This is a genomic window from Vibrio sp. KUL80 (genome assembly GCF_059725495.1).
In genome coordinates this window covers 234,036-247,571 of record NZ_AP045842.1, presented here as the reverse complement: position 1 = coordinate 247,571, position 13,536 = coordinate 234,036, and the positions used below count along the sequence as shown (strand labels likewise).

Annotated in this window: 13 protein-coding genes and 1 riboswitch; all 13 genes read left to right on the top strand. The window is 47.2% G+C overall.

Annotation, left to right across the window (positions count from 1 at the left end; all coding sequences use genetic code 11):
* Positions 1 to 263 precede the first annotated feature (263 nt).
* Positions 264 to 394: riboswitch (cobalamin riboswitch) on the top strand.
* A gap of 91 nt (positions 395 to 485) precedes the next feature.
* From AC6I8U_RS17750 to AC6I8U_RS17690, 13 genes are read left to right on the top strand one after another with little or no spacing between them, the layout of a single operon-like run.
* On the top strand, positions 486 to 1,619 hold the full coding sequence (locus AC6I8U_RS17750; RefSeq protein WP_498019129.1) for a cobalt-precorrin-5B (C(1))-methyltransferase: 1,134 nt from the start codon (positions 486 to 488) through the stop codon (positions 1,617 to 1,619).
* Positions 1,620 to 1,621: 2 nt separating this feature from the next.
* Positions 1,622 to 2,308, top strand: coding sequence for a precorrin-8X methylmutase (locus AC6I8U_RS17745; RefSeq protein WP_394154285.1), 687 nt, complete (start codon positions 1,622 to 1,624; stop codon positions 2,306 to 2,308).
* 2 nt (positions 2,309 to 2,310) lie between these two features.
* Positions 2,311 to 3,585 carry a precorrin-6y C5,15-methyltransferase (decarboxylating) subunit CbiE gene (cbiE, locus tag AC6I8U_RS17740; protein WP_498019128.1) on the top strand — a complete coding sequence of 425 codons (1,275 nt, stop codon included), beginning with the start codon at positions 2,311 to 2,313 and terminating at the stop codon, positions 3,583 to 3,585.
* Between the two features lie 4 nt (positions 3,586 to 3,589).
* The gene (cobI, locus tag AC6I8U_RS17735; protein WP_498019127.1) at positions 3,590 to 4,405 is read left to right on the top strand and encodes a precorrin-2 C(20)-methyltransferase; all 816 of its coding nucleotides are present in this window, start codon (positions 3,590 to 3,592) and stop codon (positions 4,403 to 4,405) included.
* 13 nt (positions 4,406 to 4,418) lie between these two features.
* Complete coding sequence (locus tag AC6I8U_RS17730; protein ID WP_498019126.1) at positions 4,419 to 6,023, top strand: cobalamin biosynthesis protein; 1,605 nt, start codon at positions 4,419 to 4,421, stop codon at positions 6,021 to 6,023.
* The gene (locus AC6I8U_RS17725) at positions 6,020 to 6,862 is read left to right on the top strand and encodes a sirohydrochlorin cobaltochelatase (protein WP_498019125.1); all 843 of its coding nucleotides are present in this window, start codon (positions 6,020 to 6,022) and stop codon (positions 6,860 to 6,862) included. The genes AC6I8U_RS17730 and AC6I8U_RS17725 overlap by 4 nt, the downstream gene beginning before the upstream one ends.
* A complete protein-coding gene (gene cobJ, locus AC6I8U_RS17720; RefSeq protein WP_498019124.1) occupies positions 6,855 to 7,685 on the top strand; it encodes a precorrin-3B C(17)-methyltransferase in 831 nt (276 codons plus the stop codon). Before AC6I8U_RS17725 ends, cobJ begins: the two co-directional genes overlap by 8 nt.
* Positions 7,682 to 8,476 carry a precorrin-4 C(11)-methyltransferase gene (gene cobM / locus AC6I8U_RS17715; protein ID WP_498019123.1) on the top strand — a complete coding sequence of 265 codons (795 nt, stop codon included), beginning with the start codon at positions 7,682 to 7,684 and terminating at the stop codon, positions 8,474 to 8,476. Before cobJ ends, cobM begins: the two co-directional genes overlap by 4 nt.
* A complete protein-coding gene (cobA, locus tag AC6I8U_RS17710) occupies positions 8,473 to 9,846 on the top strand; it encodes a uroporphyrinogen-III C-methyltransferase (RefSeq protein ID WP_498019122.1) in 1,374 nt (457 codons plus the stop codon). The genes cobM and cobA overlap by 4 nt, the downstream gene beginning before the upstream one ends.
* Positions 9,836 to 10,870: an adenosylcobinamide-phosphate synthase CbiB gene (gene cbiB, locus AC6I8U_RS17705; RefSeq protein WP_498019121.1), complete on the top strand. Its 1,035-nt coding sequence runs from the start codon at positions 9,836 to 9,838 to the stop codon at positions 10,868 to 10,870. The genes cobA and cbiB overlap by 11 nt, the downstream gene beginning before the upstream one ends.
* Positions 10,867 to 11,913, top strand: coding sequence for a threonine-phosphate decarboxylase CobD (cobD, locus tag AC6I8U_RS17700; RefSeq protein ID WP_498019120.1), 1,047 nt, complete (start codon positions 10,867 to 10,869; stop codon positions 11,911 to 11,913). The genes cbiB and cobD overlap by 4 nt, the downstream gene beginning before the upstream one ends.
* Entirely contained in the window at positions 11,903 to 12,442 is a 540-nt protein-coding gene (gene cobU, locus AC6I8U_RS17695) for a bifunctional adenosylcobinamide kinase/adenosylcobinamide-phosphate guanylyltransferase (protein ID WP_498019119.1), read from the top strand. Before cobD ends, cobU begins: the two co-directional genes overlap by 11 nt.
* Entirely contained in the window at positions 12,439 to 13,515 is a 1,077-nt protein-coding gene (locus AC6I8U_RS17690) for a nicotinate-nucleotide--dimethylbenzimidazole phosphoribosyltransferase family protein (RefSeq protein ID WP_498019118.1), read from the top strand. Before cobU ends, AC6I8U_RS17690 begins: the two co-directional genes overlap by 4 nt.
* Positions 13,516 to 13,536 lie beyond the last annotated feature (21 nt).

The following is a 13,536-nucleotide window of genomic DNA, read 5'->3' as shown; positions in this document are numbered from 1 at the left end:
CTTATTCTGTTGATTTGGACTAAGATTTGCCGCAGTAAATAAACTAAGGGCGTCAGTGCAAACGGCTGTAAAGATAAAGGAGTTGAAGTTGATTGTAATTGAAGCTGTAGAGTCGGTATTTCAAAACATTGTGTTTGTGACTCTGTTATTACTTTTAGTCTCATCAGCTTGCGAAATGATCGCTTAGTTTATTAGTCCCTTGGATTAACGACATCACAATAGTTATTTGTTCGCTAACTGTATTGAGAGTTTTAAAGCAAAAAATACTTACAAAGTTATTTGGTAACTACTTTTGTAGACAAAAGTGAATCAGGTGTAACTCCTGGACTGTACCCGCAACTGTGATCGAGAGTCATCTCGAAAGTCAGAGCCTTGCCAAACAACCATACCCATTTAACAACCTGGGCGGGATCACTCAGCGTCGTTTATCGATAGATATCGACACCTGTCCATTTTATGCACAAATGACTAGAGAGATGTATTTTGTGGGCAAACTCAAGTGTTCAAAATCGAAACGTGACCTTAGAGAGGGTTATACCACGGGTGCTTGTGCTGCAGCGGCAGCAAGAGCAGCGGTTCGTGGTTTGATTGAACAACTGCCAAGCAAACACATCACTATACAAATACCAAACAAACAATGGGTCACCTTTCAGCTTGAACGGATGGAGATAGATACGTCTGTTTTAGTTGGCGTGAAAAAAGATGCGGGAGATGACCCCGACTGCACGCATGGATTAGAAATCCAATGCAGCGCAAAGCTATCGGCTAATAAGGGGATCAGGCTCAAAGGTGGCCATGGTGTTGCTGTGGTAACCAAACCAGGATTAGAGTTACCAGTCGGGAGTGCGGCTATTAATCCAGTACCGAGAGCCAATATTATCGAAATGGCACAATTAGAGTGGGTGAGTGCGCCGATAGAGCTACAGAATACCTTTGGGGTTGAGTTGACAATCATCGTTCCCAATGGTGAGCAAGTTGCTAAGCAAACAATCAACGACCGACTTGGATTGTTAGGTGGTATTTCGATATTAGGAACGCGAGGTACGGTAAAGCCTTACTCGACGTCTGCGTATGCCGCGTCGGTGCGTCAATCGATCCAAATTGCCGCGTCAAATGATCTCGACACTATTGTCCTGACTACTGGCAGTCGCTCAGAAAAGGCAGCAACCAACATGTTGCCTGATGTAAATCCGATGGCGTTAATTCAAGCAGGCGATTTCATTGGCGTAGGTCTGCGGGCCGCAAAGCGGTATCAGCTTAACAAAGTCATTTTGGTCACCATGATTGGCAAAATGGGAAAGTTGGTATCAGGGCGCATGATGACACACGTATCGGGCCACGGTATTGATTTTTCTCACCTATCTCAGTTGGCGCTAGAAGAAGAGATAGATAGTGCTGTTTGTCGCGAGATAGCGCATGCAAACACAGGACGGCATGTTCTCAATTTGGTGAGTAAACACCATCCTAAAACCTTCTTTAACCGATTGTGCAATGAAACCCAAAAACATGCACTTTACTACGTCAAGTGTGGACTGGAAATTGATGTGATCTTGATTGATTTCGATGGGTCTCCACTAGGGCGTTCACATCAACCTATTCGAATGGAAGCTACAGGGTAACAATGATGAACTCTACTCAAGCCAATATCGCTCTCCCCGAATGTATGCATCAGCTTACTAAAAAAGGGCGTGAAATTGAAACGGACTCGTTCTCGATAATTGATCAAGAAATAGAACAGTTTCATGGCGGACACCACTTTGATAATAAAAGCTGGGAAGTCGTAAGACGAGCAATTCATACCACGGGAGATTTTGAGTTTTCGAAGCTGTATCGCTTTAGTCAAGATGCGGTCGACGCTGGTGTTACGGCATTGCAACAGGGATGCCCAATTGTCAGTGACGTTACCATGATATCAAGTGGCATTAGTAAGCAACGAATTCAGGTTTACGGCAATGGGGTCCATTGTTTTATCAGCGACCTCGAGGTCATTCACAAAGCGCGCATGCTTGGTGAAACTCGAGCGGTGGGAGCCATGAGAAAGGCACGGGACCAAGGGTTGCTGGACAACGCGATTATAGCGGTTGGAAATGCGCCAACCGCCTTATTTGAAGTACTAAGAATGGTTGACGACGGAGAGATAGAGCCGGCACTCATCATTGGTATTCCGGTTGGATTCGTCAATGCTCAAGAGTCCAAGCAGGCTTTGCTAGAGCAAAAAAAAGTCGACTTCATTACCAGTGTGGGGCGCAAAGGCGGTAGTCCATTAGTCGTGTCCACCATTCATGCCTTGCTCTACCAGACGGTGTAGTTATGGCGATCAATATTACCGTAGTCGGTGTTCAAGAGGATGGTTGCGTTAGCCTTTCAAGCAAGGCTGTTAATGCTGTCAGCCAGGCACGTGTTGTAGCAGGGCACCCTCGGCATCTTGCTTGGTTTCCCCAGTTCAAGGGCTTGTTCTTAGATATGACTGATGGCTTTTCATCTTGGTTGCTACAGGTCATAGAAGAGAGTGCAGAGGGCGGAGTGGTTGTTTTAGCATCAGGCGATCCGCTGTTTTTCGGTATTGGAACCACGTTACTTAAGCAGCTACCGAAACAAGAGCTTGCCTTCATCCCATCACACAGTTCGCCTCAGCTTGCATTCTCTCGCTTAGGTATCTCGTGGCCTAGGGCGCAATACCTCTCTTTGCATGGCAGAGAGCTCATTGGCATCGTCTCGCAAATGCAAAGTGCAGAGCTCTACGTGTTGTTGACGGATGGTACCAATACACCTCAGAGGATAGCGTCGCACCTGGTTGAGTTTCACCAGTTGCAATGGAAGCTCAGCGTGTGTGAGCAGTTGGGTAGCGTAGAAGAAAGGATCACGAGCTTCAACGTTGAAGAGTTAGCCAACTGTCAACACGACTTCGACAGCCTGAATATTATTGTTGCCGAGCGTCTTGTTGACATTAGGTGGGGTGGACATGGTCAGTTTGCCAGTGATCACAGCTTTGCAAAGCGCACACCGAAAAATGGCCTCATCACTAAGGAATCGATACGAAATCTCGCCATCACTCAACTAAAAGTGCAAGCAGAAGATGTTGTTTGGGATATCGGCGCGGGGTCCGGGTCGATAGCTATTGAAGCCGCGAAGTTTGCGGTTGAGGGGACGGTTTATGCGGTCGAGTGTAATGCTGAGTGCTTTGACGCTATCGAAGCGAACCGTCGTTCTCATGCGACAGACAATGTCCAGTTGATAAAACACAAAGCGCCCGCAGGGTTACCTGAACTGCCATCACCCAATGCCGTGTTCATCGGTGGGTCGCGAGGTCAAATGAATGACATATTGGAGCTGTGCTGGGAAAGATTGCATAGCCATGGGCGAATGGTGGTTTCGGCGGTGACGTTTGACACGGCAAGTGAAGTGTATCAATGGCTTAGAACGAATTCCGTCGACTTTGATGTTCAGTTAATCAACATATCGCATCTTCAACCACTGGCTCACTATCACCGATACCAGGCTGAGAATCCTATACACCTTTTTTGCATCATCAAAAATCAAGAACAATCATCGAAAGACGCAGAGTTACTGCGTGATATGGAGTAGTTTCATGACCGATACACCATTAGGAAAGTTGTACGCAGTTGGCGTTGGGACAGGAGATAGTGAGTTGTTGACACTAAAAGCTGCTCGTTTGATTCAGACTGCAGATGTTATCGCTATTCCCGAGAAGAACAAAGGCAAAGCGGATTCATTTGCGTGGGAGATTGTCACTGGCGCTATTGCCGAGAGCGATATTTTGGGTGAGCGTTGTTTTTTGCACTTTCCGATGACGCGCGATGCGTCGGTTAATGTGCCTGCTTGGCAATCTGCAGCAACGAGCATCCTCCAGCATCTAAGGTTAGGGAAATCAGTGGTATTTGTCACCGAGGGTGACCCGTCGGTATTCAGTACTTGGGCTTATATTCAAGAAGAGCTTTCAGCTTTGGTGCCAGAGCTAATGCCAGAGATCGTCCCCGGAATTACATCAATTACCGCCGTGCCTGCGGTTACAAAGATCCCCCTTGCTGACGGTAGAGAACGATTCTGCGTGGTACCGACAACTTATGGAATCGAGTGTCTAGATAGATTGGTCGCGGAGTTTGACACAATCATGTTTATCAAAGCTGGAAGGATGATCCCTGCGCTATCCGCTAAGTTCAAACAACTTGGACTACAAAATAATGCTACCTATGTGTCGCATGCAACGACTGAACGACAAGAGATCTACACCAACCTAGATGATGTACCTGAAGAGCACCGATATTTTTCGATGGTGCAGCTATCGATTCGCAGTCGTAGCGGTGTTCTTCGCGGTAAACAGGATGATCTGAATTCGATTCCAAGTCAGCCTGTTATTAGCAATGAAACAGTAGCTTTAACTTAGAGACGACGTAGATATGAAGAAAATTGCCATCTACGCCATCACTAAAAATGGAACTCAAATCGCCACTAAGCTGGGGCGCGATCTTCCTTTTGCCGATGTGTTTGTTACACATGGTGTTAAAAGTCCTTTAAGTCGTACTCAGAAATTGGAATTGCCGCTTTCGCAATTTATATCGGAACGGTTTTCCAAATACGATGCTCACATATTTATCTGTGCGACAGGGATTGTTTCACGCACTATTGCTTCTCTTGTAAACGATAAACGCACGGATCCGGCAGTGGTCTGTGTCGATGAGCAAGGCAAGTTCGCCGTGTCGATGCTGTCTGGCCATCGAGGCGGCGCGAATGCGTTGACGACAAGGGTTGCATACATTGTAAAAGGTACTCCGGTCATCACTACCGCTTCTGATGTTACGGAGACAGTATCAACGGATATGTTAGGCGCTCGGTTTGGTTGGATGCTTGATCCGGTCACTGAGCCCGCGATTACCTCAGTTTCAGCTGCTATCGTGAATGAAGAACCGGTGCTGATTGCACAACAGGCTGGAGAAAAAGATTGGTGGCCATACGACAAACGGATGCCTTCGCATATTCACTGCCATCACAGCTTAGAGGTTCTGGATAGCTCAAACTACAAGGCAGCAATCCTCGTGAGTGATCAGCGAAATATTGGCTTAAGCTCATGGGACCGTAATGTCGTCATTTGGAGGCCACGATCCCTTGTCTTGGGTGTGGGTTGTGATCGTGGTACGCCACTTTCGGTTTTAATTGCCGGCCTAGAGGCATTTAGTCGACAGTTCAATCTTTCTCTCAGTTGTATTAGATCACTTGCGAGCATTGACCTTAAATCGGATGAGAAAGGATTGCTCGAACTTTCCAAAGCTTATCAGTGGCCGTTCGTCACCTATGCGGCGGCGGAACTTGATAACTTGAAAGGTATTGAGAATCCCTCCGATTATGTACGGAAAGTGACTGGAAGCAACTCTGTATCAGAAGCTGCCGCATTGAAGGCGAGTGGTTGCAATCAATTGACCGTGGCCAAATGGGCGTTCAAAAGCGAAGGTTTCAATATGACAATCGCCTGTTGTCGACTGCAGTACTCTGAACCTTTACCAAAACGCAACCGCAAGAATTGGGTAGGCGAAAAACCACACCATAGTTCTGACAACATTAAGATCAATCTTCATGGGAGCGAGGTGGTTGAAGGTTATCAGTGTAAACCCAAGCATGTTGACTTGGATCGTCCAATGCTCTTTCACACACATCATTTATTGGTATGTGAAGGTGCTCGCTGTGCGAAGCAGGGAAGTAAGAATCTCGCTCATGAGTTAAGAAATATTCTTAAGCGACTAGGTTATGCATCCGGTAATCAACGCATCAAAATCAGTCGCACAATGTGCGCGGGAGCATGCCGAAACAAAGCGACCATGGCCATTTACCAAAGAACAGCGAATGGCAAAACTGGGGCTTTAGTTAATCATGGTGTTTGGCTTAGGGGCGTTGAAGAATTTACAGAGGCACTTTGGGAAGCGCTGTTTACCGCTCTTGCTAAGAATCAACCTATCTCTGAATTATTAGCACCTCGTTTCTTTGCGCCTTTTGAGGAGGTAGAAGTATGAAGCGACTTAGACACTACAACAAGTCAACCGCCATAGTGCTCAGCTGTTTTGGCTCGGTCGTCGAACAGCAACGTTATGTTCGTTTGTTAGAAGAAGCACAAGCAAAGTATCCAAATTGCGAAGTTCGGTTGGCAGTAACATCTCGAATGGTCATTAAAAAGCTATCAAAGGAAAGCCAAATATTCGAGCATCTTCCATCGGTATTAGCCTCGCTCGACCTAGAGGGGTATCAAAGAATACTGGTTGTATCATGTTACTTGTTCCCAACCGATGAACATAAGCAACTGGTCAATGTGGTAGAGGGCTTCCGTCAGTTTTCGCTGTCCAACATCGAACATACCCCAGCCATAGTTCACCATACTCAATTAGCCACCAGTTTATTGAGTGCGATTGATGAGCGGTTCTCACAAGGCAGCGATATCAATGTGTATGTACATCATGGCGCGCCCTTTCTTGATAATCCAGGACACCAAGCGATCACGTACTGTGGAGAGTTTCTGTCGACACTCTCAGACAAGAACATTTGCTGTTCACTAGAGGGTGCTATGCCGTTTCATCTTATTAAGACCAGACTCAAACACTCGATGATTGAGTCCTCTGCCAGAGCGAAGCTAAGGCTCATACCGCTACTACTGGTCTCTGGAAATCACTTCATCAATGACATGCATCGAATCAAGGCTGAGTTTGAAGATTTTTGCGATGTGGAGTTAGCCCCAAGTGATGATGGTTCATCGTTCAACCTATTGAGTCTTCCTGAAGTGAAAGAGGTCATTTTCAAGCAGATAGACCAAGGATTAGTTCGATTAAGTGCACCTGAACAGGAGAGTTTACATGGCTAAGTTATATCTAGTGGGACTTGGTCCGGGCAGTCTAGAACTGATGTCGTTGAAAGCTCGTCAAGTCGTAGAGCAAGCAGATGTCATTGTTGGTTATGGACTGTATGTCAAACTCATCGCCCCACTCATTAAACAGCAAACACTGGTGAGAAGCGGTATGACGAAAGAGTGGCAACGGGCAGATGCCGCTATTAATTCTGTACAAGAAGGTAAGACGGTTGCACTGGTGTGTTCTGGTGATGCGGGTATATACGCGATGGCTTCCTTGGTGTTTGAGTTAATTGCCGAACAGGATATGTCGATAGATGTCGAGATGGTACCAGGTATCACCGCTGCTAACGGGTGTGCCTCTTTGGTGGGCGCCCCTTTAGGCCATGATAGCTGCACCATTTCACTGTCGGATCTATTAACCCCGTGGGATGTCATCTTGCGAAGAATTGAAGCTGCCGCATCTGCTGACTTCGCTATTACCTTTTATAACCCCCGCTCAAAAAAGCGTCAAAATCAAATTGTCGAGGCGCGAGACATATTGCTGAAATATCGATCAGCTCACACTCCAGTAGCCGTCGTCAACGCCGCTTACCGAGAAGAGCAGAGCGTTCAACTGTCGACATTACAAGAATTTATCAATCTCGAGTTTGGTATGAACGCCTCGATCATTATTGGCAACACAAGTAGCTACCGCTTCCGAGACTGGATCATTACTCCACGTGGCTACAGGAACAAGTACTCGTTGGAAGATGGTGAGACTAAATTGGGACAAACACCAGGTCGAGCATTGGTCTTTGAGAATAGCGAGCAAAAAATTGAGGAAGGCATGTCATGACCGTATTTTTCATTGGGGCAGGCCCAGGTGACCCCGATCTTATAACAGTTAAGGGCGCAAATCTCGTTGAGCGCTGTCCCGTCATTCTCTATGCGGGAAGTCTAGTACCAAAAGCGGTGATAAATCGAGCACGGGCTGACGCACAGGTATTTGATTCTGCAAGTATGGATTTAGACGAGATTACAAAGGTATATACCGATGCCCATGCACTGAATCAAGACGTGGCGAGGGTACAAACGGGTGATCTATCTATTTACTCCTCCCTAGCGGAGCAAACCCGTCGTCTCGACAAGCTAGGCATAGATTGGGAAGTGATCCCCGGTGTCTCTTCTTTTCAAGCATCCGCTGCCGCATTGGGCCAAGAACTCACACTTCCTGAAGAGTGCCAGACGATCATCCTTTCGCGAGCATCTGGGCGTACGCCGGTTCCGGAAAAGGAAAATCTTAAGTCATTAGCGAGCCATGAAGCCACCATGTGTTTATTTTTGAGCGCAACGTTGATTCGAAAAGTGGTAAGAGAGTTAAGTGACGTCTACCCGAGCCATTGGCCGGTGTGTGTCGTCGAGAAAGCGTCTCACCCAGAGCAACGCATTATCAGAGGTACGTTGGCTGATATCGCTGAAAAGGTTCATGCAGCGAAAATCCGCTCTACAGCAATGATCATTGTCAGTAAGGTCTTTGCCATTGATGATTTTGTTGATTCAAAGCTCTATGACGCAACGTTCTCTCATGCGTGTCGAAAGGCGAAAATTGTTGAATCGAAAGGTACAGAATGTGAGGAAGAACTATGAGCAAGGGAAAAGTGTATCTCGTCGGTTCAGGACCAGGTGATCCAAGGTTGCTGACATGTAGAGCGAAGCAACTACTCAGTAAGACGGATGTCGTTTGTTACGACAAGCTTGTCAATGCTGCAATTCTGTCGCTGATCCCAGAGGACGTGGAGATGCACGAAGTGGGGTATCGCGGCTACCAAGGAACTCATATCGACTATGGAATGCATCCTGAGGTTATTGAATTTGCTCTGAGAGGAAAGAATGTCACTCGTCTCAAAGCAGGAGATCCTTGTATTTTTGGACGCACGACTGAAGAGTGCAGGAGCCTCAAAGAGTTGGGGATTGCTTATGAGATCATCCCTGGTATTACCGCCGCTCTTGGTGCTGCTTCTTATTCAGGTTTTCCCTTAACCAGCGCAGGGAGTGCATCGAGCGTGACCTTTGTCAGTGGACACAAAAACACAGACGCCATGGAAGACTGGGTGACGAACAGCAACAAAAGCGGAACTTTGGTGTTGTACATGGGCGCTAAGAAACTGGCTGAACATACACAACATATGATGGATAAAGGGGTGAGCCCATCGTTACCGATGGCAGTGATCAGTTCTGCCACGAGTGCAGACCACAAATGCATCATTGGTACCGTCAAAAATATGGCAAGGCGAGTTGAAGAACTTGGCTATGTTGGTCCTGCGTTAGTGATTGCTGGTGACGTTGTCACGCAATCGGAAGAGTTAGACTGGCGTCAGTATTTACCCATGGCAGGCTGCAAAGTGTTGATCTGTGGCAGTTATGAACATGCAGAAACGCTTCGTGAAATGGGCGCTGAAGTTATCAGTGTTGATGTAACCAAAGTTCGTCCAACCATTAACGAACAAACGTTACTTGAGCTTTGTGATAAGCCGGAAATTGAGTTCATTGACGTATCTGCTTTTGAGGCTTGGTGGCAAGCTCTAGTGATGTACAAAATTGATGTTAGACAGTTTAGAAATCCATTAAGCAGTGCTGAACCCAAGGTTAAAAACGCAATGAGTAAGTTAGGCTTAAGGTGCGACAAGCCGTCACACGAAGCGTTTAGGCTTGGGACCACGTTGGGCGGTCTAGAGGGCTCTGGGGATTTAGCCATTGGTAGTGTTGACTTATGTTTACCAAGATATGAACTGCCACAGGTCGCTTGGGCACTCGTCAGTGACTTCAACATCTACCAGGCCATCAAAGAACAGCAGCCAAGCAGTTTGGAGCATGCTCAGTTTGTTGCGCTAAATCCGGTTATACATCGAATGGCGAAGGAACTGAAGGAAGTCTGCGATTATGAGGATATGCCTTGGTTCGTGCATACGGAATCAGAGTCTTTGATTTCTAACCTAGGAGATGTTCATGCTGTTTGAGCTATTTGGTCTAGATGTAAGGGCGGGTATCACAGAGCATTGGTTTAGTTACCTGCCTCTCAGTGCTGCAATAGTGATAGCGGCCCTTTCTGTGGACCAATGGCTTGGAGAAGCAAAGCGTTTCCACCCTCTCGTTGGATTTGGCTGGCTTGCAAATCGTGTAGAACGGCTGTTACGTAATCGAACTTCTAATGCCGAACAACAGCACACTCTCGTCAAGGTAAATGGAGGGATAGCATGGGCTTTGGTCGTTGTTCCAGTTACCTGTATTTTCGCTGCAGTCGAGTTTTACATGACCTCTCTATCGACAACGCTATGGTTTGTCACTAATGCCCTCATTTTATATGTGACCTTGGGTGGACGTAGCTTGGTAGAGCATGCGGACAGGGTATATACACCACTCAGCCAAGGTGACTTACCGGCTGCGAAACATGCACTGTCAATGGTAGTGAGTCGAGACACTGCGCAGATGAATGAGGAACAGATAACTTCATCGACCGTCGAGACGGTGTTGGAGAATGGCAATGACGCTGTTATTGGCCCAATTTTCTGGTTCGTATTGTTTGGCACTCCAGGCGCGGTTTTGTTTCGCTTAGCGAATACCCTCGATGCGATGTGGGGTTATAAAAACTCAAAATACCAACACTTTGGGTATGCGAGCGCAAAGATCGATGACCTTTTGGGCTGGGCGCCTGCTCGTATTACTGCGGTGCTCTATGCAGTGCAAGGACAGTTTAAGAACGCTATTCACTGTTGGCTGACTCAGGCAAGGCATTGCTCGAGCCCTAACGGTGGCGTGGTCATGACCGCAGGCGCCGGCGCATTGGGCGTCAAAATTGGTGGCCCGACCTACTATGACGGGATCCTTTATAAAAAGCGACCTATGGGCGTTGGGGAATACGCCCAGTTCGATTCGATAGCCAAAGCGAACTTACTGGTTCTCCGTGGCAGCTTCGGTTTAGCAATTTGTTGGTTGGCTGTCAGTGGTGCTGTTTACATTGCTATGGACGGGAGGCTTTTATGATTCATCATGGCGGTAACCTTATCAAAGCCATCAATGAATATGGTGGTGAGCCTAATGATTGGTTAGATATATCAACAGGGGTGAGCCCTTTTACCTATCCAGTCCCTGTTATTCCTGATTCCATATGGAATCGTTTGCCTCAAAGTAACGATGGGTTAGAACGTGCTGCTCGCTTCTATTATCGCTCGGCGTCAGAGCCGCTTGCGGTCGCGGGCTCTCAAGCAGCCATAGCGTCACTGCCGGAGCTATTCACCAGCCATTTGAAACGTCTTGGCACGGTTTGCTTGCCGAGAGTTGGATACAAAGAGCATCAACGAGCGTGGGAAACCTATCGGTATCACGGTAGCCAATGGTTGATTGAGTTCTACGATGAAACCCCTTCTGTTTATCAACTCGAAAACAGCGATGTTGTCGTGATCATTAACCCAAACAATCCAACTGGCCAGCGATTCAGTCAAAGCCAGTTAGATGCGATGTATCAAAAAATGCAGATAAATCAGGGGTATTTGGTCATTGATGAGGCATTTGCGGACTGCACGCCTGAGAACTCGCTACTTAGAAGACAGCCCCTTTATGAGCGTCTGTTGGTGCTTCGCTCGGTTGGGAAGTTTTTTGGCTTAGCAGGTGCTCGAGTTGGTTTTGTGTTTGCAATGCCACCTCTGTTATCCGCGCTCGAGAATCAGTTAGGTCCTTGGACTGTAACGGGCCCATCACGTTGGGTGGTAAAAACGGCGTTAATGGATACCGATTGGCAATTAAAAACTCGTCAAAGTTTGGCTCAAAACATGAAGAGACTGCATGCATTGCTGATCAGAACGTTGACTAAACGTGTTGCGTATACCGATTTGTTTATTACGGCTTATGTTAACGAAGCAGCGGTGCTGCATCGACACCTTTGTGAGAGGCAGGTGCTCACTCGTTTGTGTGATGAGCGAAACGCATTACGTTTCGGGCTACCATGCACGTCCTGTCAATGGGCCAAGTTAGAAAGCGCGTTATTGGCCGTCTCAAAATACCAAAAGGAACTGGCGCATGAAAGCTAGCCTAAACCGTGTTGAGCTGATCATTGGAGGGGCCCGCTCTGGTAAGAGCCATTATGCTGAATCTGTCGCAAAGAGCTCAAACAAGCCGGTGATCTATATCGCAACATCACAAGTGTACGACGAGGAAATGGCGATAAGAGTAGAGAAGCATCGAAAGCAGCGACCGGCAGAGTGGAGAGTGATTGAGGAACCTACTCAGCTTTCTAATGCACTCAGAGAGTACAGCCAAAAAGGCAACTGCATCTTAGTTGATTGCCTGACTTTATGGCTTTGTAACTGTTTGTTCGGACAAGACAGTGAAACTTGGAATCAAACAAAATCTGAGTTTCTTGATCGAATATCTGCTTTACCGGGTCAAGTGCTATTGGTAACAAATGAGGTGGGATGTGGTGTCGTGCCGATGGGCAAAGAGACTCGTCAGTTTGTGGACGAGGCGGGAGCGCTTCATCAAGCGATTGCTAAGCGGGCTGCAAAGGTCACGCTTGTCACTGCAGGACTCCCACATGTACTGAAAGGGGAAAGGGAATGAAGTGGCTTAACTACATAACACTCAACTGTGTGGCACCGTTATCGAACTTACATGAAATCAGCGACGCAGGTGCCGGAGAGGGGCTCATGCACTTGCACCCCACACGAGACACCGAATTACTGGCTTGTGGTAGGGCAAACACCCCTTTAAATGGGAAATCACTACCATCTCCGGTGCTTGGTAATCACTCAGTTACACCGGCCATTTTGGTTCATGGTGTGTTCAAGGCACTGCAAAGCAGGGGTTATAAAATTCGAGTGCACTGTTATCAGCTAGGGCTAGAGAGTACACCGGACTTTACTGATGCTGGGATAGATGAGTGTATTACTCACCATTGTCCATTGGGTGAAGAGCAAGCGCTTATTCGGAGCACGTTGATCCCGGAGCTTGAAAGGCAGCGAGAGGCTGGTGAGGAGCATATTATTGCTGAGTCCGGGATCGGCGGAACCACATTGGCAACGCTTTGGCTTAGGCGATGGGTAGATCCAACTTTATGGTTCGCGGGAAGTACCAATGATGCGTCAAAGCTTGCCATTAAGTCGAAGGTCTTGGAGCAGTTGTGGCAAAAAAGCTCCCAGTTGTCGTTGGATGTTGACCAATACACTCGTGATCTAGAGTGTTCAGATCCCCTGCAGCGTTCGGTTTGCTGTTTGTTAGGAAGTCGTTTGGAGAATCTCAATTTAGCAGGTGGCGCGATGCTGTTTGCACCCGTCGTCGCGATGATGAAGCAGATAGACACCAAACAACTGACCATTGCGACTACTCGGTGGGTAATGCAATCCAACGACGCGAAACTTGTCGAGCAACACTTGTCCCATCTCGCTTCCATTCAAACACACAAAACAGACTTCAATCTATCCGCCTTTGATGCAATTCGAATGTACGAGCGAGGCTATGTGATTGAAGGATGCGGTTTGGGTGCGTGTTTAAGTTTTGCCGAGCATGTTGGCTTAAATGAATCGCAAATTATTAGTTTCCTAGATCTGGCGGTTAGCCCTTGGCTTGAAAAACAGTCAAGCGAATCTAATGCCGGTGAGGTTAGCCCCAAGCAAGGTGTCCTTACCCCCGTTTGAGATGGATACAGAGTAGGAGTT

Excerpts from the sequence above, each read along its gene's own strand:
- AC6I8U_RS17745 (WP_394154285.1), top strand. The coding sequence starts at position 1,622 with ATGATGAACTCTACTCAAGCCAATATCGCTCTCCCCGAATGTATGCAT.
- cbiE (WP_498019128.1), top strand. The coding sequence starts at position 2,311 with ATGGCGATCAATATTACCGTAGTCGGTGTTCAAGAGGATGGTTGCGTT.
- cobI (WP_498019127.1), top strand. The coding sequence starts at position 3,590 with ATGACCGATACACCATTAGGAAAGTTGTACGCAGTTGGCGTTGGGACA.
- AC6I8U_RS17730 (WP_498019126.1), top strand. The coding sequence starts at position 4,419 with ATGAAGAAAATTGCCATCTACGCCATCACTAAAAATGGAACTCAAATC.
- AC6I8U_RS17725 (WP_498019125.1), top strand. The coding sequence starts at position 6,020 with ATGAAGCGACTTAGACACTACAACAAGTCAACCGCCATAGTGCTCAGC.
- cobJ (WP_498019124.1), top strand. The coding sequence starts at position 6,855 with ATGGCTAAGTTATATCTAGTGGGACTTGGTCCGGGCAGTCTAGAACTG.
- cobM (WP_498019123.1), top strand. The coding sequence starts at position 7,682 with ATGACCGTATTTTTCATTGGGGCAGGCCCAGGTGACCCCGATCTTATA.
- cobA (WP_498019122.1), top strand. The coding sequence starts at position 8,473 with ATGAGCAAGGGAAAAGTGTATCTCGTCGGTTCAGGACCAGGTGATCCA.
- cbiB (WP_498019121.1), top strand. The coding sequence starts at position 9,836 with ATGCTGTTTGAGCTATTTGGTCTAGATGTAAGGGCGGGTATCACAGAG.
- cobD (WP_498019120.1), top strand. The coding sequence starts at position 10,867 with ATGATTCATCATGGCGGTAACCTTATCAAAGCCATCAATGAATATGGT.
- cobU (WP_498019119.1), top strand. The coding sequence starts at position 11,903 with ATGAAAGCTAGCCTAAACCGTGTTGAGCTGATCATTGGAGGGGCCCGC.
- AC6I8U_RS17690 (WP_498019118.1), top strand. The coding sequence starts at position 12,439 with ATGAAGTGGCTTAACTACATAACACTCAACTGTGTGGCACCGTTATCG.